Source organism: Leifsonia sp. NPDC014704 (genome assembly GCF_043083605.1).
Lineage (GTDB): Bacteria > Actinomycetota > Actinomycetes > Actinomycetales > Microbacteriaceae > Leifsonia.
The window spans coordinates 2016769-2040417 of the sequence record NZ_JBIBYW010000001.1 but is presented as its reverse complement, the minus strand read 5'-3'; the positions used below and the strand labels follow the sequence as shown (position 1 = coordinate 2040417).

At 69.9% G+C, this 23649-nt stretch carries 21 protein-coding genes; 15 read left to right on the top strand and 6 right to left on the bottom strand.

Annotation, left to right across the window (positions count from 1 at the left end):
* The first annotated feature begins 4 nt into the window (after positions 1-4).
* Positions 5-1174 carry a Gfo/Idh/MocA family protein gene (locus ACF1AJ_RS09880; RefSeq protein WP_391507159.1) on the top strand — a complete coding sequence of 390 codons (1170 nt, stop codon included), beginning with the start codon at positions 5-7 and terminating at the stop codon, positions 1172-1174.
* Positions 1167-2222 (top strand): sugar phosphate isomerase/epimerase, encoded by a 1056-nt coding sequence (locus ACF1AJ_RS09875; protein ID WP_018189765.1) that lies wholly within the window; start codon positions 1167-1169, stop codon positions 2220-2222. Before ACF1AJ_RS09880 ends, ACF1AJ_RS09875 begins: the two co-directional genes overlap by 8 nt.
* Positions 2223-2239: 17 nt before the next feature.
* Here the strand turns inward: ACF1AJ_RS09875 and ACF1AJ_RS09870 are convergent, their stop codons facing one another.
* Positions 2240-2695, bottom strand: coding sequence for a VOC family protein (locus ACF1AJ_RS09870; RefSeq protein WP_391507158.1), 456 nt, complete (start codon positions 2693-2695; stop codon positions 2240-2242).
* Positions 2696-2795: 100 nt separating this feature from the next.
* On the opposite strand from ACF1AJ_RS09870, the gene ACF1AJ_RS09865 reads away from it, so the two are divergent.
* The 6 genes from ACF1AJ_RS09865 to ACF1AJ_RS09840 all read left to right on the top strand — a co-directional run bounded on the left by ACF1AJ_RS09865 (position 2796) and on the right by ACF1AJ_RS09840 (position 11442).
* Complete coding sequence (locus ACF1AJ_RS09865) at positions 2796-3806, top strand: helix-turn-helix transcriptional regulator (RefSeq protein ID WP_391507157.1); 1011 nt, start codon at positions 2796-2798, stop codon at positions 3804-3806.
* Positions 3807-3858: 52 nt separating this feature from the next.
* Positions 3859-5106, top strand: a complete 1248-nt coding sequence (locus ACF1AJ_RS09860) for an ROK family transcriptional regulator (protein ID WP_391507155.1) — start codon at positions 3859-3861, stop codon at positions 5104-5106.
* Positions 5107-5237: 131 nt separating this feature from the next.
* Positions 5238-6590 (top strand): extracellular solute-binding protein, encoded by a 1353-nt coding sequence (locus ACF1AJ_RS09855; protein ID WP_391507154.1) that lies wholly within the window; start codon positions 5238-5240, stop codon positions 6588-6590.
* Positions 6590-7552, top strand: a complete 963-nt coding sequence (locus tag ACF1AJ_RS09850; protein ID WP_391507153.1) for a carbohydrate ABC transporter permease — start codon at positions 6590-6592, stop codon at positions 7550-7552. The genes ACF1AJ_RS09855 and ACF1AJ_RS09850 overlap by 1 nt, the downstream gene beginning before the upstream one ends.
* Positions 7552-8388, top strand: coding sequence for a carbohydrate ABC transporter permease (locus tag ACF1AJ_RS09845; RefSeq protein ID WP_391507152.1), 837 nt, complete (start codon positions 7552-7554; stop codon positions 8386-8388). Before ACF1AJ_RS09850 ends, ACF1AJ_RS09845 begins: the two co-directional genes overlap by 1 nt.
* Positions 8389-8430: 42 nt before the next feature.
* Positions 8431-11442, top strand: coding sequence for an alpha-mannosidase (locus tag ACF1AJ_RS09840; RefSeq protein WP_391507151.1), 3012 nt, complete (start codon positions 8431-8433; stop codon positions 11440-11442).
* A 48-nt stretch (positions 11443-11490) separates the two neighbouring features.
* Here ACF1AJ_RS09840 and ACF1AJ_RS09835 read toward each other — a convergent pair whose 3' ends face one another.
* The 4 genes from ACF1AJ_RS09835 to ACF1AJ_RS09820 all read right to left on the bottom strand — a co-directional run bounded on the left by ACF1AJ_RS09835 (position 11491) and on the right by ACF1AJ_RS09820 (position 14927).
* Positions 11491-12117 carry a DedA family protein gene (locus ACF1AJ_RS09835; protein ID WP_309856650.1) on the bottom strand — a complete coding sequence of 209 codons (627 nt, stop codon included), beginning with the start codon at positions 12115-12117 and terminating at the stop codon, positions 11491-11493.
* A gap of 267 nt (positions 12118-12384) precedes the next feature.
* A complete protein-coding gene (locus ACF1AJ_RS09830) occupies positions 12385-12993 on the bottom strand; it encodes a response regulator (RefSeq protein WP_391507150.1) in 609 nt (202 codons plus the stop codon).
* Positions 12990-14021 (bottom strand): sensor histidine kinase, encoded by a 1032-nt coding sequence (locus tag ACF1AJ_RS09825; RefSeq protein ID WP_391507149.1) that lies wholly within the window; start codon positions 14019-14021, stop codon positions 12990-12992. The genes ACF1AJ_RS09830 and ACF1AJ_RS09825 overlap by 4 nt, the downstream gene beginning before the upstream one ends.
* Positions 14022-14030: 9 nt before the next feature.
* A complete protein-coding gene (locus tag ACF1AJ_RS09820; protein ID WP_391507148.1) occupies positions 14031-14927 on the bottom strand; it encodes a UbiA family prenyltransferase in 897 nt (298 codons plus the stop codon).
* 118 nt (positions 14928-15045) lie between these two features.
* On the opposite strand from ACF1AJ_RS09820, the gene ACF1AJ_RS09815 reads away from it, so the two are divergent.
* Complete coding sequence (locus ACF1AJ_RS09815) at positions 15046-15648, top strand: pentapeptide repeat-containing protein (protein ID WP_391507147.1); 603 nt, start codon at positions 15046-15048, stop codon at positions 15646-15648.
* Here ACF1AJ_RS09815 and ACF1AJ_RS09810 read toward each other — a convergent pair.
* Positions 15645-16586 (bottom strand): LacI family DNA-binding transcriptional regulator, encoded by a 942-nt coding sequence (locus ACF1AJ_RS09810; RefSeq protein WP_391507146.1) that lies wholly within the window; start codon positions 16584-16586, stop codon positions 15645-15647. The genes ACF1AJ_RS09815 and ACF1AJ_RS09810 overlap by 4 nt on opposite strands.
* Before the next feature lie 183 nt (positions 16587-16769).
* Here ACF1AJ_RS09810 and ACF1AJ_RS09805 point away from each other — a divergent pair, with 183 nt between their 5' ends.
* The 6 genes from ACF1AJ_RS09805 to ACF1AJ_RS09780 are packed head-to-tail and all read left to right on the top strand — an operon-like array spanning position 16770 to position 23641.
* Positions 16770-18296, top strand: a complete 1527-nt coding sequence (locus tag ACF1AJ_RS09805) for a mannitol dehydrogenase family protein (protein WP_391507145.1) — start codon at positions 16770-16772, stop codon at positions 18294-18296.
* Positions 18293-19342, top strand: coding sequence for an L-idonate 5-dehydrogenase (locus ACF1AJ_RS09800; protein WP_391507144.1), 1050 nt, complete (start codon positions 18293-18295; stop codon positions 19340-19342). The genes ACF1AJ_RS09805 and ACF1AJ_RS09800 overlap by 4 nt, the downstream gene beginning before the upstream one ends.
* Before the next feature lie 44 nt (positions 19343-19386).
* Positions 19387-20787, top strand: a complete 1401-nt coding sequence (locus ACF1AJ_RS09795) for an MFS transporter (protein ID WP_391507143.1) — start codon at positions 19387-19389, stop codon at positions 20785-20787.
* 16 nt (positions 20788-20803) lie between these two features.
* Positions 20804-22033, top strand: a complete 1230-nt coding sequence (gene manD, locus ACF1AJ_RS09790; protein WP_391507142.1) for a D-mannonate dehydratase ManD — start codon at positions 20804-20806, stop codon at positions 22031-22033.
* Positions 22023-22676, top strand: a complete 654-nt coding sequence (locus ACF1AJ_RS09785) for a bifunctional 4-hydroxy-2-oxoglutarate aldolase/2-dehydro-3-deoxy-phosphogluconate aldolase (protein ID WP_391507141.1) — start codon at positions 22023-22025, stop codon at positions 22674-22676. Before manD ends, ACF1AJ_RS09785 begins: the two co-directional genes overlap by 11 nt.
* Complete coding sequence (locus tag ACF1AJ_RS09780) at positions 22673-23641, top strand: sugar kinase (protein ID WP_391507140.1); 969 nt, start codon at positions 22673-22675, stop codon at positions 23639-23641. The genes ACF1AJ_RS09785 and ACF1AJ_RS09780 overlap by 4 nt, the downstream gene beginning before the upstream one ends.
* Positions 23642-23649 lie beyond the last annotated feature (8 nt).

The window sequence follows — 23649 nt, the reverse complement described above, 5'->3', positions numbered from 1 at the left end:
AGCGATGACGGACGGAAACCAGGCCGGAGCATCGGGCGCCAGTGCTGCGACCAACGGCGGGCTCACCCGGCGCGACGGCGGTTCCGCCGGAGCCCGGCTCCGCGTCGCGATCGTCGGCGGCGGGTTCATGGCCGAGGTTCACTCGCGAGCGGCTCGTTCAGCACGCGCCGAGCTCGCCGGGATCGTCTCCTCGACGCCGGAGCGCTCGGCAGCGGCGGCCGAGCGGCTCGGCATCGGCCGTTCGTACGGATCGCTCGACGAACTGCTTGCCGACGACACGGTCGACGTCGTCCATGTCACGACGCCGAACGCTCTCCACGCAGAGCAGGCGGCGGCCGTGCTGGCCGCCGGCAAGGACGTCATCTGCGAGAAGCCGCTCGCCACGTCGGTCGCCGATGCCGAGAGCCTGGTGGCGGCGGCGGAGGGCCGCACCGCGACCGTTCCGTTCGTCTACCGCTTCCACCCGCTCGTGCGTGAGGCCCGCGCCCGCTTCGCCTCGGGCGAGGCCGGGCGCGTCCTGAGCATCAACGCCTCCTACCTGCAGGACTGGCTCCTGGGCTCCGACGACGACAACTGGCGGGTGGATGCGGCGCAGGGCGGCCGCTCGCGTGCCTTCGCGGACATCGGGTCGCACCTCGTCGACCTCGTCGAGTTCGTCAGCGGCGACCGCGTGAGCCGCGTCTCTGCCACGAAGCGAACGGTGTTCGCCGAGCGCGCGTCCCACGCGGCGATCACGACGGAGGACGCCGTCGCCGTGGTCATCGAGACGCGTTCCGGAGCGCTGGGCACCCTGCTGGTGTCGCAGGTCGCGCCGGGCCGCAAGAACCGGCTCTGGCTCGAGATCTCCGGCAGCACTGAGAGCATCGGCTTCGACCAGGAGCAGCCCGAGACGCTGTGGGTGGGCCGCCGCAAGGGCAGCCTGATCATCCCACGCGACGCCGATCAGCTCAGCGAAGACGCCGCCCGCCTGTGCGTCGTGCCCTCCGGGCACCCGCAGGGCTATCAGGACGCGTTCAACGCGTTCGTCGCCGACAGCTACGCGGCAGTCGCGGGGGAGAACCCCGACGGCCTGCCGCGCTTCACCGACGGCCTTCGCGCCGTGCGGGTCACGGATGCGGTGATCGACTCGGCCGAGTCGGGCACCTGGATCGAGATGGGAACGAACAATGACTGACGCCACCAGCGCGGGCGGCTCGGAGACCACCGAGTCGGGCCGGACGCACCCGGTCACCCTCTTCACCGGCCAGTGGGCCGACCTCACGCTCGAAGAGGTCGCGAAGTACGCGAGCGAGTGGGGCTACGACGGCCTCGAGATCGCGTGCTCCGGCGAGCACCTCGACGTCTGGCGCGCTGCCGAAGACGACGCGTACCTGCAGGGGCGCCTCGACATCCTCGACCGCTACGGCCTGAAGGTCTGGGCCATCTCGAACCACCTCAAGGGCCAGGCGGTCTGCGACGACCCGATCGACTTCCGCCACCAGGCGATCGTCGGATCGAAGGTGTGGGGCGACGGCGACCCGGAGGGCGTGCGCCAGCGCGCCGCCGAAGAGCTCAAGCTCACCGCGAAGGTCGCCCGCAAGCTCGGCGTCGACACGGTCGTCGGGTTCACCGGCTCGAGCATCTGGCCCTACGTCGCGCAGTTCCCGCCGGTCCCGGCCGAGGTGTTCGACCGCGGCTACCAGGACTTCGCCGACCGCTGGAACCCCATCCTCGACGTCTTCGACGGTGAGGGCGTCCGGTTCGCGCACGAGGTGCACCCGTCGGAGATCGCGTACGACTACTGGACGAGCGTGCGGTCCCTCGAGGCGATCGACCACCGCGAGGCCTTCGGCTTCAACTGGGATCCGTCCCACATGATGTGGCAGGACATCGACCCCGTCGGGTTCATCATCGACTTCCAGGACCGCATCTACCACGTCGACTGCAAGGACACGCGTCTCCGCCCGAAGAACGGCCGCGCCGGCGTTCTCGGCTCGCACCTGTCGTGGGGCGACCCGCGTCGCGGCTGGGACTTCGTCTCCACCGGCCACGGTGACGTGCCGTGGGAGGACGCCTTCCGCGCGCTCGAGTCCATCGGCTACACCGGCCCGATCTCGATCGAGTGGGAGGACGCCGGAATGGATCGCCTCCACGGGGCCAAGGAGGCCGTCGGCTACATCCGCTCGCTGCTCTGGAAGCAGCCGACCGCCTCCTTCGACGCGGCGTTCAGCAACCAGGACTAGCGCCGCGTCGGCGGTCGTCAGGCGACGTCGAGCACCCAGGTGACGCCGAACCGGTCCGTCAACATCCCGAATCCCGCCGACCAGGCGGAGGCCGCCAGCGGCTCGACGACGCTAGCGCCCTCCGCGAGGCGATCCCCGTAGCCGGTCAGTTCGTCCAGTGACCCGGCCCGAACGGAGACGAAGAACGGCTGCCCGGTGATGGTCATCCCGTTCTCCCGTCGTGTCGACGCTTCCGCCCGCGCTCCGACCTCAACGCCCGGGGCCGGAACGTCGTAGGCCATCACGCGGAACCCTTCGGGCGAGACGACCTGCCCGAAGACGATGTGTTGCGCGTCGGGCAGTTCGGCGGGCATGCCGAAGTCGGCATACGTCGCAGCAGTGACCTCTCCGCCGAACGCTCCGGCGTAGAACTCGAGGGCAGCGCGCGCCTCTCCGGCGCGGAAGTTCAGGTGCGTGGTGACGGTGATGCTCATGGCTGGTTCCTCTCAGTGAGATCGCCGGGGTCTCCCGACGACGCCAGAATCGCAGCGGTAGCGGACAGTTTCGGTCCGCTACTCCCGCGAGAATCGAGGCATGAACGCACCCTCCTCGCGCATGCTCACGATGCTCTCGCTGTTGCAGGCGCGACGGGACTGGCCCGGGCAGGCGCTCGCGGATCGGCTCGACGTGAGCACCCGGACGGTCCGGCGGGATGTGGACCGCCTCCGCGAGCTCGGCTACCGCATCGACGCGCTGAAAGGCCCTGACGGCGGGTACCGACTCGCCGCGGGCTCGGAGCTGCCTCCGCTCCTCTTCGACGAAGAGCAGGCCGTCGCCCTCTCCGTCGCGCTTCAGAACGCCGGCGCGTCCGGGGCCGGGATCGAGGAGGCCGCTGCCCGCGCGCTCGCGACTGTCCGCCAGGTCATGCCGTCTCGCCTGCGGCACCGCATCGACGGCATCCGCTTCGACCGGCCGAGCGCGGGGCCGGGGGTCGAGCCGGCCGTGCTGGGCGCGGTGAGCGACGCCGTTCGGGAGAGGAAGGTGCTCCGGTTCGACTACGCCGGCGCGGACGGACCGCCGCGACGCACCGAGCCGCACGGCCTCGTGGCTCGGGATGCGCGCTGGTATCTGGTGGCGTGGGACCTGGACCGGGACGACTGGCGGGTGTTCCGGCTCGATCGGCTGGCGCCGAGGTTCCCGGCCGGTCCGGGGTTCCGTCCGCGGCAGATCCCCACCGGAGACGCGACGTCGTATGTGGCGGCGCGCTTCAAAGGCAACGACGATGAGGACCGCTGGCCGTGTGTAGGCGAGGTCGTCATCGACCTGCCACCGCGCGACGTGATCCCGTGGGTGACCGACGGGCACGTGGAGCCCGTGGGCGACACCCGGAGTCGTCTCACCCTCGGCTCGTGGTCGTGGATCGGCGTGCTGGCGTCTCTCACGCGGTTCGACGTGGCGTTCGAGATCGTCGGCCCGCCCGCACTGGCAGAGGCCGCGGCGACGCTCGCCGACCGTCTGGCCGCGGCGCGCGCATCGTCCGGACCGTCGGGACCGCCCGAACGGGGGAGGGTCGCGAGGCCGCCCAGGGAGGCATCCAGCCGGTAGGCAGTAGGTATCCTCAGTACTCACTGGGGACACCTGGGCGAACGGAGGAGCTGTGGCCAGAGGAGCCAACCTCCCCGCCATCGCGGCGTTCAACGAGACGGTCGTGCTGGACGCCGTCCGGCGATCCCCGGACGGCCTCAGCCGGGTGGAGCTCGCCGCCCGCACGGACCTCTCGGCGCAGACCGTCACCAACGTGACACGCCGGCTCCTCCAGCAGGGGCTGATCCGTGAGGCCGGAAAACAAAGTGAGGGCAGCCCCGGCAAACCGCGCACCATTCTGCGCCTGAACCCGGCGGGCGCCTACGCCGTGGGTGTCCACCTCGACCCCACCGTGATCGCCTGCGTCCTGCTCGATCTCGAGGGATCCGTGGTCGCCCACGTGCACCGTCCGTCCCCGCCGGACGGCGACGCGGTCTCGACGCTCGCGGCCGCCGTCGACGCCATCCACGAGGTGCTCGCGACGCCGGGCGTCGACGCCGAGCGCGTGATCGGCGTCGGCGTCGCCGCGCCCGGCCCCATCGACGCGGAGCGGGGCGTGGTGGTCCGGCCCCCGCTGATCCCGAGCTGGAACGACTTCCACCTCCGCGACGAGCTGACGGCCGCGACCGGCCTGCCCTCTCTGGTCGCGAAGGATGTGACGTGCGCGGCCGTCGCCGAGCGGTGGAGCGACCCGGTCGGAGCCTCCCGGGACTACGCCTTCGTCTACTACGGCACCGGTGTCGGGGTGGGTCTGGTGCTGGGCGGAGAGGTGTACACGGGATCCACCGATAACGCCGGAGATGTCGGCCACGTGCTCGTCGACCCCGGCGGAACGCTGTGCGCCTGCGGCCGGCGCGGCTGCTACGGGGAGTCCGTGCGCCCGTACCGGCTGGTCATGCAGGGCCTGTGGTCGGGCGTGCTGACGCCGCCGGCCGGCATGAAGGTCGTTCCGGAGAAGGACCTGCATCTGGACGTGGAGACCATCGACGAGCTCTTCACACGGCTGACATCCGCGGCGGAGGCGGGGGATGCCGGGGCGCAGGAGATCGTTGACCGGAGCATCCGCAACTCGGCCTTCTACCTGTCCAATCTGACGTCCCTCCTCGATCTCGATCGCGTCGTGTACGGCGGCCCGTCGTGGTCGCGCGTCGAGCGCCGCTACCTGGACCAGCTGCCGACGCGGCTGGCCGAATTCGACACCGGCATCCTCACGCACGGCATCGCGATCGCCTCCAGCGCCATCGGCGAGGACGTAGCCGCCGTCGGGGCTGCCGCGCTCGTCCTGGACGGCACGTTCTCGCCACGCGCCGTCGTCCGCTGACGGTCCGCCGCGCTCACGGAGCCGGCGGGGGACAATATCGCCGCTGCCCTTGCGCTCGTAAATCAAATTGATTTATAAATTACGCAGGTCCGGCGGCGTCGCGCCACGGACGTCAATGCAAAGGAGCATCGATGAAGCGAAGCAGGATCCTGGCCGCCACCGTGGCCACTGCGGCCCTCGTCGCACTGGCGGGATGTTCGTCCTCGTCCGGCGGCAGCGACGGCACGACCATCAAGGTCGCCTTCCAGGACTTCGGGTCCGACATCATGGCCAACTTCATGACCAAGGCGAAGGCCGATTTCGAGAAAGCGAACCCCGGCAAGAAGATCACGCTCGTCCCGATCAAGGCGGCCGAGAACGATTACTACACGAAGCTCTCCCTCATGAACCGCGCGGCCACCACCGCGCCCGACGTGATGTCGGAGGACACCTTCCTCATCCGCGCCGACGCGCAGGCCGGCTACCTGGCACCGCTCGACTCGTACGTCGACAAATGGTCCGACTGGTCGAACTTCTTCGACAACGCCAAGGACGCGGGCAAGGGAGACGACGGCAAGGTCTACGGCATCCCGACCGGCACCGACACCCGAGGACTCTGGTACAACAAGGACATCTTCGCGAAGGCCGGCATCCCGACCCCGTGGCAGCCGAAGACCTGGGACGACGTGATCGGCGCCGCGAAGAAGATCAAGGCGGCCGTGCCCGGCGTCATCCCGCTCAACATCTTCTCGGGAAAGGCCGCTGGCGAGGCGAGCTCGATGCAAGGCTTCGAGATGCTGCTGTACGGAGCCGACCAGAAGGGCCTCTACGACGACTCGAAGGGCAAGTGGATCGTCGGCTCGAAGGCGTTCACGGACGCGCTCGACGTGATCAAAGAGGTCTACCAGGGCGACCTCGGCCCGAGTCAGGAGGTCACCAGCGACACCAACTACCAGAACACGATCAACAACCAGCTGATGCCCCAGGGCAAGCTCGCGATCAACCTCGACGGCTCCTGGGCCTCGAACGCCTGGCTTCCGACCGGCGCGACGCCGTGGGCGGACTGGTCGAAAGTCATGGGCACTGCGGCGATGCCGACGAAGGAGGGGCAGGACCCCGGGAAGATCAGCCTCTCCGGCGGCTGGACGTTCTCGATGGGCGCCAAGAGCAAGTCCAAGGACCTGGCGTGGAAGTTCATCACCTTCCTGACGGACAAGCAGCGTTCGCTCGAGTACAACATCAACACCGCCGGCATCCCGGTGCGCAAGGACGTCGCCGACGACGAGAAGTACAAGACGTCGAACCCCACCTCGGAGTTCTTCTCGTCGCTCGTCGCGGTGACCAAGTTCCGGCCGGCCACGCCCGACTATCCGAAGATCTCGAACGGCATCCAGGTCGCGATGGAGTCGGTGATGACCGGGCAGGCGACGCCCGCGGAGGCCGCCAAGACCTACGACGACACCGTCGTGGGGATCGTCGGTGAGGGCAAGACGGAGTCGAAGTAGTGACCTCCACCGTCCCCGCCGTCTCGGACGCGCGCGGCCGGGCCTCGTCGGCCCGGCCGCCGCGCCAGCGGGACACGGCACGTTCGCGCGCACACACCCGGCGGGCCCTTGCCCGCTCGGTCCCCCTCCTCCCAGCCATCGGTCTGCTCGTCGTGTTCCTGCTCGGGCCGATCCTGTCGTCGTTCTACGGCTCGTTCACCGACATGTCGCTGACGGGCTCCGCCGCCGCGTCCAGCCAGTGGGTCGGCCTGCAGAATTACATCGACCTGTTCAAGAGCCCGGACTTCCCGGTCTCGGTGTGGCTGACCCTGGTCTTCCTGCTCGGGTCCGCCGTCATCGGCCAGAACGTCGCCGGGATGGTGCTGGCCCTGCTGATGCGGAGCGGGAGCCGCTGGGTCGGCGCGATCGTCTCGACCTTCGTCGTCGGCGCGTGGGTCCTCCCGGAGATCGTCGCGGCGTTCGCGTCGTACGCGTTCTTCAGCCAGCACGGGACGCTGAACGCCATCCTCGCGATGTTCGGCGTGACGGGTCCGTCCTGGCTGTTCGCCTTCCCGATGCTGTCGGTCATCCTGGCCAACACGTGGCGCGGCACGGCCTTCTCGATGCTCGTCTACTCGGCGGCGCTGCAGGAGGTGCCGCCGGAGATCACCGAGGCGGCGGAGGTCGACGGCGCCAACGGCGTCAAGCGGTTCTTCCTCGTGACGCTGCCGATGATCCGGCGCAGCATCTCCACCAACCTGATGCTCATCACGCTTCAGACGCTGTCCGTCTTCACCCTCATCTACGTGATGACCGGAGGCGGCCCGGGCAACAAGAGCATGACGCTCCCCGTGCTGGCATACCAGGAGGCGTTCAAGTTCTCGGAGCTCGGCTACGGCACGGCGATCGCGACCATCCTGCTGCTCGTCGGGGCGGTGTTCGCCGTGATCTACGTGCGGGCGCTCAAGACGGAGGTGGACTGATGAAGCTGTCGTCACCCAACGGGGTCGCCCTGCGCTGGACGTCGAACGTCGTCCTGCTCCTCATCGGCGCGGTCTTCGTGCTCCCGCTGGTGTGGGTGGTGCTCGCGTCGTTCGACGGCGGGGCCACGCTCTCGGTCGCGTGGCCGAAGCAGTGGTCGCTGGAGAACTTCCGCAAGGTGCTCACGCCCGAGCTGTCGTTCCTGCCGCTGTGGAACAGCCTGCTGCTGTCGGCGGGATGCGCGATCGTCACGGTGATCGTCGCCATCCTCGCCGCCTACCCGCTGTCGCGCTACCGCAACCGGTTCAACCGGCCGTTCCTGTATGCGATCCTGTTCGGCACGTGCCTGCCGATCACCGCGATGATGGTGCCGGTCTACAGTCTGTTCGTGTCGCTGAACCTGATCGACTCGATCGGCGGGACCATCCTGTTCCTCGCCGCTTCGTCGCTCCCGATGGCGATCTGGATGACGAAGAACTTCGTCGACTCGGTGCCCGTGCAGCTGGAGGAGGCGGCCTGGGTGGATGGCGCATCCAGCATGAAGACGCTGTGGACGGTCGTCGTCCCGCTCGTCCGCCCCGGAATCGCGGTGGTGTTCATCTACGTGTTCGTGGCAGCGTGGGGCAACTTCTTCGTCCCCTTCGTGCTGCTGCTGAGCCCGGAGAACCAGCCGGCGGCCGTGAGCATCTTCACGTTCTTCGGCCAGTACGGTGCGGTCGCCTACGGCCAGCTCGCCGCGTACTCGCTCATCTACTCCGTTCCCGTGATCGCCCTCTACGTCATCGTGTCGCGCGCGCTCGGCGGTTCGTCCGCGCTCGCCGGCGCCGTCAAGGGATAGCCCGTCCCTCCGCTCCGCCCGATCCCCACCCAAGGAGAACCGTTGTACCAGCAGAACCAGCTCGCCGAGATGCGCATCGACCGCTTCGTCCGCGAACGCCTCACGCCCGCCCTCGAGCGTGCGGCCGCACCCGCGTCGATCGAGGCGTGGGAGGCGCCAGGCGAGCCGGTGCCCTTCGCCGACGCCGTCGCGAATGACTTCCGGCCGTTCGCGGTGGGGGAGGCGTGGGGCCGTCCATGGGGGACCGTGTGGTTCCGCGTGACGGGCACCGTTCCGGCGGAGTGGGATGCGGCGGCCGAGGATGTCGAGCTCCTCGTCGACCTCGGGTTCACGCTGAGCCAGGTGGGGTTCCAGGCGGAGGGGCTGGTGTGGACGCCCGAGGGCACCATCCTGAAGGCGCTCGAGCCGTACAACGCCTACGTGCGCCTCCGGGCCCGGCCGGGCGAGTCGTTCGAACTGTACGTGGAGGCCGCGGCCAACCCCGATGTCGGCTCGAACTGGACCTTCGCGCCGACCGGGATGGGCCGGGTGTCGACCGCGCCGCAGACCCCGATCTATACGCTGCGGCGCGTGGACATCGTGCATCGCGACCGCGCGGTGTGGGAGCTGGTGCAGGACATCTTCACCGCGAAGGGGCTCGCGCTCGTGCTCCCCGAGACGTCGCCGCGCCGGGCGGCTCTGTTCGCCGCGCTGGAGGCGGCGGTCACCGCGGTCGATCCTTTCGACGTCGCCGGGACGGTGTCGCGGGGGCGGGAGGCGCTCGCCGGGGTGCTCGCGTCACCCGCGTCCGCGACGGCGCACCGGGTCTTCGCGGTCGGGCACGCGCACATCGACTCGGCCTGGCTGTGGCCGGTGCGCGAGACCATCCGCAAGTGCGCCCGCACCTTCTCCAACGTGCTCGACCTGATGGACCAGGACCCGGACTTCGTGTTCGCCTGCTCGTCCGCCCAGCAGTTCGCCTGGATGAAGCAGTTCTATCCGGAGCTGTTCGAGCGCATCCGGGCACGCGTCGCCGAGGGCCGGTTCGTCCCGGTAGGCGGCATGTGGGTCGAATCGGACACCAACATGCCGGGATCGGAGGCGATGGCCCGGCAGTTCGTCGAGGGCAAGCGGTTCTTCCTGGAGGAGTTCGGATACGAGCCGCGCGAGGTGTGGCTCCCCGACTCCTTCGGCTACTCGGGCGCGCTGCCGCAGATCGCGCGCGAGGCGGGGATGGACAACTTCCTGACCCAGAAGATCTCGTGGAACGAGGTGAACCTGTTCCCGCACCACACGTTCCAGTGGGAGGGCATCGATGGGTCGCGCATCTTCACGCACTTCCCGCCGGTCGACACGTACAACTCGATCCTCTCGGGCCAGGAGCTGGCACGCGCCGAGCGGAACTTCGCCGACAAGGGCCGGGCGAACACCTCCCTCGTGCCCTTCGGCTTCGGCGACGGCGGCGGCGGGCCGACCCGCGAGATGCTCGCGGCGGCGGAGCGTACCGCTGACCTCGAGGGGTCGCCGACGGTGCGCGTCGCATCGCCCGCCAGCTTCTTCGAGGCGGCGCGTGCCGAGTTCGACCCCGCACCGGTGTGGGTGGGAGAGCTCTACCTCGAGTTCCACCGCGGCACGTACACCTCGCAGGCGCGGACCAAGCGCGGCAACCGCCGCAGCGAGGCGCTGCTGCACGAGGCCGAGCTCTGGGCGGCGACCGCCGCCGTCCGAGCCGGAGCGGAATACCCGGAGCGCGAGCTGCGCGAGGCGTGGCAGATGGTGCTGCTGCAGCAGTTCCACGACATCCTCCCCGGTTCGTCGATCGGCTGGGTGCACGACCAGGCGGTCGAGAACTACGCGCGGGTGGCGGAGTCGCTGGAGGCGGTCATCGCGCGGTCGCTGGCGGCTCTGGGTGACGGAGTTGCGGACGGAGTTGCGGATGCGACGAGCGCCGGTCTCGTCGCCAACGCCTCCCCGTTCGCGGTCGACGGCGTACCGGCCGGCGGAGTGGCGGTCCCCCAGCGGACCGGCGACGCGCGCATCGAACGCGACGGCGACGGCATCCGGCTGTCGAACGACCGCGTCAGCGTCCTCGTCGATGCCGACGGTCTGATCGCGTCTCTGGTGGATGCGGCCACGGGCCGCGAGGCGGTGCCCCCGGGCACGCGCGCCAATGTGCTCCAGCTCTTCCGCGACACCCCCGCCCAGTGGGACGCCTGGGACGTCGACATCGAGTACCGGCTCTCCGGCGAGAACCTGAGCGGTGTCGACTCCGTGGAGGTCGTATCCGAGTCGCCGGAGCGGGTCGCGCTGCGGGTGGTCCGCCGGTTCGGGGCGTCCACCGTCACGCAGACGCTCGCGCTCGCCGCCGGGTCCCCGGCCCTCGACATCGAGACGAACGTCGACTGGCACGAGCGCCAGCACATGCTGAAGCTCGCCTTCCCCGTGGACGTGCACACCGCCTCCGCGCGGTCCGAGATCCAGTTCGGCCACATCGAGCGCCCGACGCACACGAACACGAGCTGGGATGTCGCCCGGTTCGAGACGAGCGCGCACCGCTGGGTCCACGTGGGCGAGCCGGGGTTCGGCGTCGGTGTGGCCAACGACTCCACGTACGGACATGATGTGACTCGCCACCCGCGGGACGGCGGCGGGACCTACTCTCTGGTGCGGCAGACGCTGCTGCGCGCCCCGCTCTTCCCCGACCCTGAGGCCGACCAGGGCGAGCACACGCTGCGCACCTCCCTCGTGGTGGGAGGAGTGGACGCGGCGATCGAGGCGGGTTACCGGCTCAATCTGCCCCTGCGTCCCGCGCCCGCGGCGGTCGATCCGCTGATCGTGTCGAGCGATCCTGCCGTCGTCGTGGAGACCGTCAAGCTGGCCGAGGACGGCTCGGGCGACGTCGTCGTCCGGGTGTACGAATCGCTCGGGTCGCGAGCCGCGACCACGTTGGCGGCGGCGTTCCCGTACCAGCGCATCCAGAGGACGGATCTGCTCGAGCGGGAGACCGGCGACGGCACGCTCGACCTGCAGCTGCGTCCCTTCGAGCTCGTCACGCTGCGGTTCGTCCGCGGCTGACGCCGAATCGCCCGCCCCGGGCCGCGCGAACCCCGGGGCGGGTACAGGTCAGTCCGCGAGGGTGCGTCGCGCGCGCCGGTCGAGAACCCAGGCGCGGACACCCGCGACGAGGGAGGCGAGGATGACGACCCCTGCCACGATGTAGGCGACCGGTCGCACGCTCGGGTTGACGGCCGCGAAGTAGCCGATCACGGTGATCAGCACGCCCCAGCTGAGGGCTCCGACGATGTTGGCGCTGAGGAACCGCCAGTAGCTCATCGCGCTGATCCCGGCGATCGGCGGGATGAAGACGCGACCCCAGGGGATGTACCGGCTGATGACCACGGACCACCAGCCGAAGAGTTCGTAGAACCGTTCGGCCCGCTTGACCCCGGCCTGCACCCAGCGGCCGCCGCGGCGTGTCAGATACGGCCTGCCGAGCCTGCGGCCGAGCAAGAACCCGACCTGGTCGCCCAGGACGGCGGCGATCCCCACGCCGATGGCGAGCACCCAGATGTTCAGCTCCGGGTTGGTGCCCGTGAGGATGCCGGCGCCGAACAGCAGGGAGTCGCCCGTGATGAACGGGATGAAGACACCGACGAACAGGGCGGTCCCGGCGAACACGAGCCCCCACACCGCCAGGTAGAACACGAGCGGCCCGACATCGCCGAGGAAGTCAGCGAGATCGTGGGCCATCCCCCGAGCGTATCGGACCCGCCTGCGCCCCTCCGCCCCGCCGTCGAGTCCGCGAACTTTGCACACGGAGCGCCGCGGCGGCGTGCAAAGTGTGCGGACTCGACGGTGAGCGGGAAGGGGACGGGAAGGGGGCGGAGGGATGTGACGAAAGGTGTATTCAGTTGGGGCGGCGAAGCGATTACTTTCAATGTGCGCCTTCGGGGGAACGGCGCTGGTGGTGGCGGGAGCGGGGGCCTGCCACCGCCCCAAACTCTTGAGCGGACAGCGTCAGTCGAGCAGCCCGAGGCGCGCTGCCTTCCGGACGGCGTCGATCCGGGACGTGGCTCCCAGCTTCTCGTACATGTTCGTGGTGTGCCGCTTGACCGTCCCCTCGGCGATCGACAGAGACATGGCGATGTCGCGGTTCGAGTACGCCTGAGCGATCATCCGGAGCACCTCCTGCTCGCGCACCGTGAGGATGGCGTCGGCGGCTTCCGCTTCCGCGGCCGCCTCCGCCTGTTCTCCTGCCGGCGGGGTCGCGCGGGCGATCACCGCGATCAGCTGCTCGCTGCCCACGGTCTTGGTGACGAAGGCCGCGGCTCCGGCACGCAGCAACTGCCGTTCGAGCACCGCGTCGCTGTGCATCGTGAGGATGACGACCGCCGTCTCCGGATGATGCCGCCGGATGCGCGCGATCGTCTGCTCCGCCGGCACCCCCGGGATCTCGACGTCGAGGAGCAGCACGTCGGGGGAGTGCTCGCCGACGAGCGCCCACGCCTCCTCGCTGGACCCGCCCTCCCCGACGATCCGGAACCGGTCCTCGATGAGCGCCCGGATGCCCTGGCGGAACATACCGTGGTCGTCGATGAGGACGACGGTGCGCGTTTCGTCGGTCATTCGGATTCCCGTCCTCTCGGAATGGTGAGCGTGAGCGTGGTGCCTGTGCCGAGGCCCGGAGCGATGTGCAGGTCGGCGCCGATCAGCTCGGCGCGCTCCTGCGCCGCGATGAGGCCGAGCGCTCCCGACCGGACCGACTCATGGGCGAACCCGTGTCCGTTGTCGCTCACCACGATGGTGAGACCGCGGCGGTCCCAGTGCGAGTGGACCCGGATGAGCGCGGCGCCGGAGTGCCGCCGCGCGTTGTGGACGGCTTCGCGGACGATGATGAACGCCTCCTCCTGAACTCCGGTCGGGAAGCGGTACGGCGTCCCCTCGACCGTGGTCTCGACCGGCGGGCCGGAGTCGTCGAGGTCGCCGACGTAGTCCCGCAAGGCTTCGTCGAGCCGCTTGTCGCCGACCGCATGGCGGAGGTCGAGGGCGATCGCGCGGGTCTCGTCGAGCGCGGCGCCGAACAGTTGCAGACCTTCCCGCAGCCGTGGATCCGACGCGTCGTCGACACCGCCGAGCTGGAATCGCTGGAGGCCCGCGGCGATGCTGTGCGCCACGCGGTCGTGCAGCTCGCGGGAGATGCCGAGGCGTTCCTCGCTGTGGGCGACGGCCAGGCGCTCCAGCAGCACGTTGACGTAGCCGACGGAGGCCGGGACGACGGCGTCCATGATGGATGCGTTCAGCGCCCGCGCGAGGTCGGCGAGGCTGACGTCCGAGTCCTGATCGGCGCTGATGATCGAGAATGCGACGTCGAAGAGATCGGTCGCAGCGCTCAGGCTGTCGACCGGGTGGATGTTCTGCCGCGCCCGAGCTTCGCCCACACCGGACCCGTGCTGGGCCGGGGTCGCGAGCCGTTCCGCGTCGGCCGGCCGGCCGAGCCGGTCGAAGGTGCGGTCGAGGATCCAGTCGACCTGGGCGACGAGCTGGTCGCTCACGTCGGGGTCGGTGATCAGGGTGCTCTCCGAGGCCCGGAGCCGCTCGAACAGGGCCTCCACGATGCGGTCGCGCAGCGCGACTCCGTCGTTACCGATCACCACGTCCGACCCTCAGCTCTCGAGCGCGCTCAGTAGCGCTGCGACGTTCAGAGCGTACTGACCCGCCATGAAGGAGCGGTACGGCCGCTTGGCGCGGCGCCGGTCCGTGCCATCGACCAGCAGGGTGAGGGCGATCACGACGGGGCCGGCGACGCCGAGTACGAGCAGGGCCCGCAGCTGGTGGACCACCGCGCCGAGCACCATCGCCGCCGCCGACACGATGCCCGTTCCCGCGGCGACCACGATCCGGGCGCGCTCGACGCCGAGCATCACCGGCAGGGTCCGTCGCCCTTCTGCCGCGTCACCAGCGATGTCGCCGAAGTCCTTGGTGTGCCCGGCTACCGCGATCCAGCAGGACGCGACCGTTGCGAAGACCAGCGCGGATGCCGGCACCGTTTCGGCCGCGACGAGCGCCGCGGAGAGATACGTCAGGAACACTCCTGCAGCCGCGACCAGGAGGGCTGCGATCGCCGCCTTCTTGGCCGCCCACGGGCCGACCGAGTACGCCAGCCCGAGGCACACGAACGCCACCACCGCGCCCAGGAACGCGCGGGGGAGGAGGGATGCGCACAGCAGCGACAGCGCGAGGAGGGTTGCCGCGATCGCGGACGCCGAGCGCACATCCAGGCGGCCGACGGCGAGGGGACGGGACGAGCCGTTGAGCCGGTCGCCCTCGAGGTCGCTGATCCCGTTGATCAGGTAGACGGCCCAGACCGCGAGGAGCCACGAGGCGGCGGCGAGCGAGAGCGTCGGAGACGACCAGTCGGCGCCGCCGACCAGCAGCGTGCCGACGATGAAGCGGAGGGCGAAGACGCCCAGCACCACCGGCCGGCCCTCGAGGAACGCCAGTCCCACCCGGGACGCGCACGACGCGAGGGCGGCCCGGCTCGGGTGGACCGCGCTGCTCATGCGCTCATTGTCGAGTGCTCCTCACCATTTCAGGCGCTCGGAGGGATACAACGAAAGTCACATTCTGCGCGGTGGGCGGCCCGCCGCGCGCCGTTCAGCGCCCCACTAGGCTCGCCTCATGACGGGCGCCGAGGACACCATCGCGGGCGAGGACTGGTACGGGCGCGAGCTCGACTCGGTCGAGTACACCGGGGTCGTGTTCGACCACGTCGACTTCACCGAGCTGCGCAGCTCGGGGGCGACCTTCATCGAGTGCGTGTTCCGCACGGTCCGCTTCAACGTGAGCGAGCACGACGATTCCGCCTTCGTGAACTGCCGGTTCGAGTTCTGCAACTTCTTCGACGCGAGCTTCCGGCGGTGCAAGGTGACCGGCAGCTCGTTCTCCGGCTGCGAGTTCTCTCTCCTGAAGGTCGACCGCGGCAATTGGTCGTTCGTAAGCCTCCGGCGCGCGGAGCTGCGCGGAGCGTCGTTCGAGGGCGTCCGGCTGCGGGAGGCCGACCTCTCCGGGGCGCGATGCCAGGAGGCCCGGTTCGAGGGATGCGACCTCAGTGCCGCGACGCTGACCGGAGCCGATCTCACCGCGGCGAGCATCGCGGGCAGTGACCTGACCGGCGTCGACCCGTCGGAGGTCGTGCTGCGCGGCACGGTCATCGACGAGCGCCAGGCGGTCGTCCTGGCCGAGGCGCTCGGGATGGTCGTCGTGCCGACCGCTCGCGCCTAGCGTGAGGGAGCGGCCGTCGTCCCCCGGACGATGAGCTGCGAGCCGAGCGTCGCGGCTTCCGCGACCGTCGCTCCCGCCATGACCTGCAGCAGGAGCTCGACGGCGAGCGCTCCGCACCGCTCGATCGGCATCTTGACCGTCGTCAATCCCGGGTTCACCGCGCTCGCCATGTCGATGTCGTCGATGCCGATGATGCTGATGTCGGCCGGGCACGACCTGCCCATCTCCGACATGCCGGCCTCCAGGCCGAGCGCGACGAGGTCGTTGTAGGCGACGACGGCGGTCGCCCCGCTCGCGATCACGGGCGCGGCCGCGGCGCGGCCGCCTTCGATCGACGCCGCCTGGTGGCTCAAGTGCGTGAGGCGGATGCCGAACCGCTCGCACGCCTTCGTGATCGTGGCGGCGCGCCGGCCGTCGGCCCAGGATCCCAGCGGTCCTGCGGCATACGCGATGTGTGTGTGTCCGAGCGCGGCGAGGTGCTCCACTGCCTGCTGCGGCCCGTTCTCCATGTCCATGAGCACGCAGGGGGCGCCCTCGATGTACCGGTTGACGATGACGAAGGGCGTGTCGCCGGCGAGGGTGAGCACGTCGTCGTCCGGCAGGCGGGGGGAGCACAGCAGCATCCCGTCGAGCTTGCGCGCCTGTTCGATCTGCTCGCGCTCGCGCCAGCGATCCTCGTCGGTGTCGAACAGGACGGTGCGATGGCGTCCGTGCCACGCCTGGGAGTGGATGGCCTTGAGAAGCGTCGCGTAGACCGGGTTGGCGACATCCGGCACGACGACGCCGAACGAGCGGGTCGCTGTCGCGGCCTGCGGGCTGTCGTAACCGAGGGCGTTGGCGGCCTGGAGCACGCGATCCCGGGTTGCGGCCGCGAGGCGATCGGGTTCTCCGAAGGCCCGGGATGCCGTCGCGATCGAGACGCCCGCGCGTCGCGCCACGTCAGTCAGCGTCGCACCCATTGCCGCCTCTCCGGTGTTGCGGGAACAGTTGTTCCATCATGGCTCATCCTGCAACATGGAATGCGTCTTGACAATTTTGTACAAATCATTCACACTCTTTTCCATGCCGATCATCGAAGATCCCAGGACCCGTCGACGGGCAGCTCGAACGGGGAGGTGCTCGTGAACGCCACCCCGCAGCGTCTGTCGCGGTCGCACCACGGCACCGTCTCGGTGCCCGCGGCGCCTGCTCGCGCCGGGATCGTCCATCTCGGACTCGGCAACTTCCATCGCGCACACCAGGCGGTCTACACGGCTGCCGCCATCGCCGCCGATGGCGGCGACTGGGGCATCGTCGGGGTCGCGTCGCGATCGCGGACCGTCGTCGACGCGATGCGCGCACAGGACCTGCTCTCCTCCGTCGCGACGATCTCGCCCGAAGGGATGTCGCTGAGCATCCCGGGCGTGCACACCGATGTCTTCGTCGCCGCGGATGATCCCCAGCGCGTCGTCGAGAGCATCGCGGAGCCCGGCACCCGGATCGTCACGCTCACCGTCACCGAGAACGGCTACAGCTTCTCGCCGGCCACGGGCCGCCTCGACACCTCTGACCCCGCGATCGTCGCCGACCTGCGAGGGGGCCACCCTCGCTCGACCATCGGACAGCTCGCGCGCGGCATCCAGCGGCGGGCCGCGGCATCCGGAGCACCTCTCACGGTGCTCAGCTGCGACAACCTCGCCGCCAACGGCGCCCGCACGAAGGCTCTCGTCCGCGAGTTCCTGGAGGCGCTGCCCGTCGCCGAGGGCGCCGAAGCGCTCGCGTTCCTCGAGTCGTCGGTGTCGTTCCCCTCGAGCATGGTCGACCGCATCGTCCCGTCGACGACGCCGGCGCTCCGCGGCCAGGTGTCGTCGCTGCTCGGAGCGTGGGACGAGATCCCCGTCCCCGCCGAGCCCTTCACGATGTGGGCGATCGAGGACGACTTCGCCGCGGGCCGGCCCGCGTGGGAGGCCGGGGGAGCGGTCTTCAGTTCGGAGGTCGGCCGCTACGAGGACATGAAGGTGCGGCTCCTCAACGGAACGCACTCCCTCATCGCGTACCTGGGCGCACTGCAGAACGTCGAGACGATCCCGGATGCCGTCGGCCGGCCGGCGATCGGGCGCGCGGCGCGCGCCGTGCTCTCCCACGAGTACACGCCGTCCATCCAGGTTCCGTCGGGTGTCGACATCGCCGAGTACGAGCGCCAGCTGTTCCTCCGCTGGGGCAATACGGCGCTCGGCCACAAGACGAGCCAGGTGGGCACGGACGGCTCCGTCAAGCTGCGGCAGCGCATCCCCGCGCCGGCGCTCCGCCTGCTCGATCGCGGCGAGATGCCGCACATGATCGCCCTCACCGTCGCGGCCTACCTCTCCTGCATCGCGCCCCGGCCCGGATTCGATCCCGGTCCCTTCGCGGCCGCGATGAAGGATGGCGCCCGCGAGCGGCTGGTCCCCCTCGCGGGGTCGGCCCGCACCGGTGCCGACCTCGCCGAGGCGTCGATCACCGAGCTCCAGCTCTTCGGTGCCGACCTCGCCGACCGTCCGGCGTTCATCGCCCGGGTCGGCGACCTCGTCGACACCATCGCACGCGACGGCGTCGCGGCGGCGATCACGGAGAGCACCACGGCGGCAGAGACCGACATCAGGTCACGAGCATTGGAGGTCCCGGCATGAGCACCGTGAACCCGGCCCACGATCACGAGGAGGGCGCGACGATGAAGACGCTCGCAATCCACGGCAGGGAAGACATCCGCTGGGAGGACCGGGAGGTGCCGCAGCCCGCGTCGGGCGAGGTGCGGCTGCGCGTCCACTACGTCGGCATCTGCGGTTCCGACCTGCACTACTACTTCCACGGCGCGAACGGCGAGTACACCATCCGGGAGCCGCTGACCCCCGGCCACGAGCTCTCGGCCGTCGTCGACCTCGACCCGTCGGGACGCCTCGCCGAAGGGACGCCCGTGACGGTTCACCCGGCGCGTTACGGTGCCGACGTGCCCGGCCTCGAGGACAGGCCGCACCTGCGGCCCGGCGGCGACTACTTCGGCAGCGCCGCCACCATGCCGCATCGCCAGGGCGGCGCCGCGGAGTACCTGATCGTCGAAGAGCAGATGATCCGTGTGCTCCCGGACGGCCTCCCGCTGGAGCGCGCAGCCCTGGCCGAGCCGCTCGCCGTCGCCCTCCACGCCGTGCACCTGGCGGGCGACATCACGGGCAAGCGCGTGCTCGTCATCGGCGCGGGCCCCATCGGGCTTCTCGTCGTCTCGGCGGCCGCGCACGCCGGGGCCGCCACCGTCGGAGCGAGCGACGTGCGCACCGAGCCGCTCGATCGCGCGGCGGCGCTGGGCGCGAGCGAGCTCGTGCTCGTCGGCCGCGACTCCATCGAGGACGAGTCGTACGACGTCGTCTTCGAGTGCTCCGGCGTCCCCGTCTCGGTCACCCAGGCCGTCCGGGCGGCGCGCCGGGCGGGAAGCGTCGTGCAGGTCGGGATGCTCGCCGACGCCGAGATCGGCGTCAACCTCGCGCCGATGCTCGCCAAGGAGCTGACCCTCCACGGTGCATTCCGCTTCTCGACCGAGATCGACGACGCCGTCGCGATGCTCGCCGAGTCGGACGCCCTCGACTCCGTCATCTCCCACACTATCGACGCCGCCGAGGCCGTCGACGCCTTCCGGATCGCTCGCGACTCGTCCGCGTCGGCCAAGGTCCTCCTGCGGCTCTGACCCTCCACCATCCCTCCCCCCCACTCATTTACGAAGGAGTAACGATGAGCACTTCCAACGTCCCCGGTGTGGACGCCTCCGCGCCGCCCCAGACCGTCCAGAGGTCGACGGGCGACCTCGTCCGCGCCGCGGTCTCGGGCTGGCTGGGCACAGCGCTGGAGTTCATGGACTTCCAGCTCTACTCCCTGGCCGCAGCACTCGTCTTCAGTCAGCTCTTCTTCGCCGGGGAGGAGCCGGGCATGGCCGTCGTCCTCGCCATGGCGACCTACGGCGTCGGCTACATCGCCCGCCCGCTCGGCGCCTGGTACTTCGGCCGGATGGGCGACAAGGTCGGTCGCCGCAAGGTCCTGTTCTACACGATCCTGCTCATGGGCCTCGCGACGACGCTCATCGGCTTCCTGCCCACGTACGCACAGGCCGGCATCCTCGCGCCGATCATGCTCGTCGTGCTGCGTCTCGCGCAGGGCTTCGGCGCCGGCGCGGAGATCTCGGGTGCCGGCGTCATGCTCGCCGAGTACGCTCCCGCCCGTCGCCGCGGCATCATCGCCTCCCTCGTCGCGCTCGGCACCAACTGCGGAACGCTCTTCGCCTCGGCGATCTGGGCTCTCCTCCTCGCCGTGATGATGGAGGACGACGTCATCGCCTGGGGATGGCGGATCCCCTTCATCGCGAGCTCCATCGTCATGGTGTTCGCGGTCTGGGTGCGCTTCCGCCTCAAGGAGAGCCCCGTCTTCGAGGAGCGCACCGACGTCGTCGACGGCAAGGCGCTGTCGCGCGACGAGATGGTTGACCTCGCGACGAAGAGCAACGACCTCCGCTCGCTCGAGGCGCTGCGGAAGAAGCCGGTCAAGGCGACGCTCGTCTCGTTCTTCCTCCGCTTCGGCCAGGCCGGCAACTCGGGCCTCATCCAGACCTACATGATCTCCTTCATCACGATCACCCTCGCCGTCCAGAAGGGCGTCGGACCCGAGATCGTGATCGTCTCCTCGCTGATCGGCTTCGGCACCATCCCGCTCGTCGGCTGGCTCGGCGACCTGTTCGGCCGCCGGCGGATGTACATCATCATGACGTCGCTCTCGCTCGTGCTGATCGTCCCGACGATGCTCGCGATCAACACGAAGGAGGTCGGCTGGATCTTCGTCGGCTACGCCGTGATCCACAACGTCTCGGTGCTCGGCCTCGCCTCCATGGAGAACATCTCGCTCCCCGAGATCTTCGGGGCGCGGAACCGCTACACGCTGACGGCGATCGTCCGCGAGATCGCCGCCATCATCGCCACCGGCATCGGCCCGATCATCGCCGCGGCGTGGGTCGCCGCGACGACCGGGAGCATCATCCCGGTGATGGTGCTGCTCGGCATCTACACCGTGTGCGCACTGGTCGCCGCGATCGTTGCGCCCGAGTGGACGGGGCGCGACCTCACCGACCCGCGCGCCGCGATGTGACAAGGAAGGACGATCAATGACCATCGACCGCGTCGATACCATCATCACCAGCCCCGGACGCAACTTCGTCACCCTCAAGATCACGACCTCGGACGGCATCGTCGGCTGGGGGGACGCCACGCTGAACGGGCGCGAGCTGTCGGTCGCCTCCTACCTGGAGGACCATGTCGCCTCCACTCTCATCGGCCGCGACGAGGACCGCATCGAGGACACCTGGCAGTACCTCTACCGCGGCCCCTACTGGCGGCGCGGACCGGTCACCATGGCGGCCATCGCCGCGGTCGACATGGCCCTGTGGGACATCAAGGCCAAGAAGGCCGGGATGCCGCTCTACCAGCTGCTCGGCGGTGCGAGCCGCTCGGGCGTCCGCGTCTACGCCCACGCTTCCGGCACCGACTATGAGGCGCTCGCGAACGCGATCACCGGGTATCAGGAGCTCGGCTTCACCGCTGTGCGCGTGCAGACTGGCGTGCCGGGGCTCGGCCAGATCTACGGCGTCTCGGCGGCTGGACCGGGCGTCCGCTACGACTACGAGCCGGCCAAGCGGGCCGAGAACGGCCGTCCGAGCGAAGAGACGTGGGACACCCGCAACTACCTCAACCACATGCCGGGGATCTTCGCCAGGATCCGCGAGGACTTCGGCACCGACCTGCGGATCCTTCACGACGGTCATCATCGGATGACGCCGATCGAGGCCGCGCGCTTCGCGAAGGAGATCGAGCCGTACGACCTGTTCTGGCTCGAAGACTGCACCCCGGGCGAGGACCAGACGGCGCTCCGCCTGGTGCGCCAGCACTCGACGACGCCACTCGCGATCGGCGAGGTCTTCAACTCCGTCTTCGACTATCAGACGCTCATCACCGAGCGCCTCATCGATTACGTCCGCTCCGCCGTCACGCACACCGGCGGCATCACCGCGATGAAGAAGCTCCTCGATTTCGCTGCGATCTACGGCATCAAGTCCGGCATCCACGGCCCGACCGACATCTCGCCCGTCGGGATGGCGGCAGCGCTCCACCTCGACCTCGCGATCCACAACTTCGGCATCCAGGAGTACATGCCGCACAACGAGCAGACGCTGGAGGTGTTCCAGACCTCCTTCACGTTCGACCGCGGCTTCCTTCACCCGGGGGAGCAGCCCGGGCTCGGTGTCGAGCTCGACGAGGATGCGGCAGCCGCCTTCGACTACGCGAAGGCCTACCTCCCGGTGAACCGGCTCACGGACGGGACCGTCCATGACTGGTGACGGCACGCGGCTTCCACTCCCGCAGAAGACCGCGCGGTCGCGGCTCATCGTCGTCGCGAGAGCACGGCGCGCCGAAGACTACGACCCCGTGCTCGAGGCGCTCATCGATGCAGGCATCCGGAGCGTGGAGCTGACCCTCACGACCCCGGGGACGATCGAGCACCTGCCGCGGCTGGTCGAGCGATTCGGTGACGACGCCGACATCGGGATCGGCACCGTGACCGACACCGACCAGCTCCGGCGCGCGGTGGATGCGGGCGCACGCTACCTCGTCACACCGATCACCCGGTCGGAGCTCGTCTCCGCGGCGGTGGAGGCCGGTGTGCCGCTCGTTCCAGGCGGGTTCACCCCGACGGAGCTGTTCGCCTCGTGGTCGGCCGGGGCGTCAGCCGTCAAGGTGTTTCCCGCCGCACGACTCGGCGCGGGATACGTCAAGGATCTGCGGGGACCGTTCCCCGACATCGAGGTGGTGCCCTCCGGAGGCATCGGCCTGGAGAGCGCCGAGGACTGGCTCGCGGCCGGTGCCGCGGCCGTGAGCGTGGGCGGCCCGCTGCTGGGCGACGCGTTCCAGGGCGGCGACCTCGGCGCCCTGCGCGAGCGGGCCGGCGCGTTCGTCGCTGTCGCCGCGGGCGGCAGGCCATGACCACCGTCTCCGGCCGCCGACGGGTCGCGACGCTCGGCGAGACGATGGCTCTCGTGCGCAGCCGTGACATCGGCAGCCTCCGGCATGCGTCCGACCTCGCTCTCGGCATCGGCGGTGCCGAGAGCAACGTCGCGATCGCCCTGAGCCGGCTCGGCCTCGACGTCACCTGGCTCGGTCGCGTCGGCGACGATTCGCTGGGGGAGCGCGTGGTGCGCGAGATCCGCGCCGAGGGGGTCGACGCGCGCGCCGTCATCGATGCGGGCGCGCCGACGGGGCTCATGCTCAAGGAGCGCCCCCGCCCGACGTCGACCCGAGTCCTGTACTACCGATCCGGTTCCGCCGGGTCGCGGCTGGTTCCCTCCGACCTGCCCGACGGCTGGATCGAACAAGCCGCCCTGTTGCACCTCACCGGGATCACGGCTCTCATCTCCGAGTCGGCCCGCGAGACCCTCTCGGTCGCGATCGACCGCGCCCACGCGGCCGGTGTGGCCGTCACCTTCGACATCAACTACCGATCCTCTCTCGCGTCGCCGGCCGTCGCCGGGCCGTGGCTCCGGGAGCTGGCCGAACGCGCGGACATCGTGTTCGGCGGGCCGGAGGAGTTCGACCTGCTCTACCCGGGCACGGATGCCCCGGCCGCGTGCGAGCGCCTCCTCGAGCATCGGCCCGCCGAGGTCGTGCTCAAGCGCGGCGCTGACGGCGCGACGACCGTGCTCGCGACGCGGGTGGTCGAGGCCCCGGGTCTCGTCATCGAGGTCGTCGACACGGTCGGGGCCGGCGACGCGTTCGTCGCCGGGTACCTCAGCGGCGTTCTGGACGGCTCCGACGTCCTGGCGCGCCTGCATCGCGCCAACGTGTGCGGAGCGATGCTCTGCATGACGCCCGGCGACTGGGAGTCGAGCCCCACGCTGCGAGACATCGAACAGTTCACCGCCGCTTCGGACCGCGACCCCGTCCTCCGCTGACGCCTCCC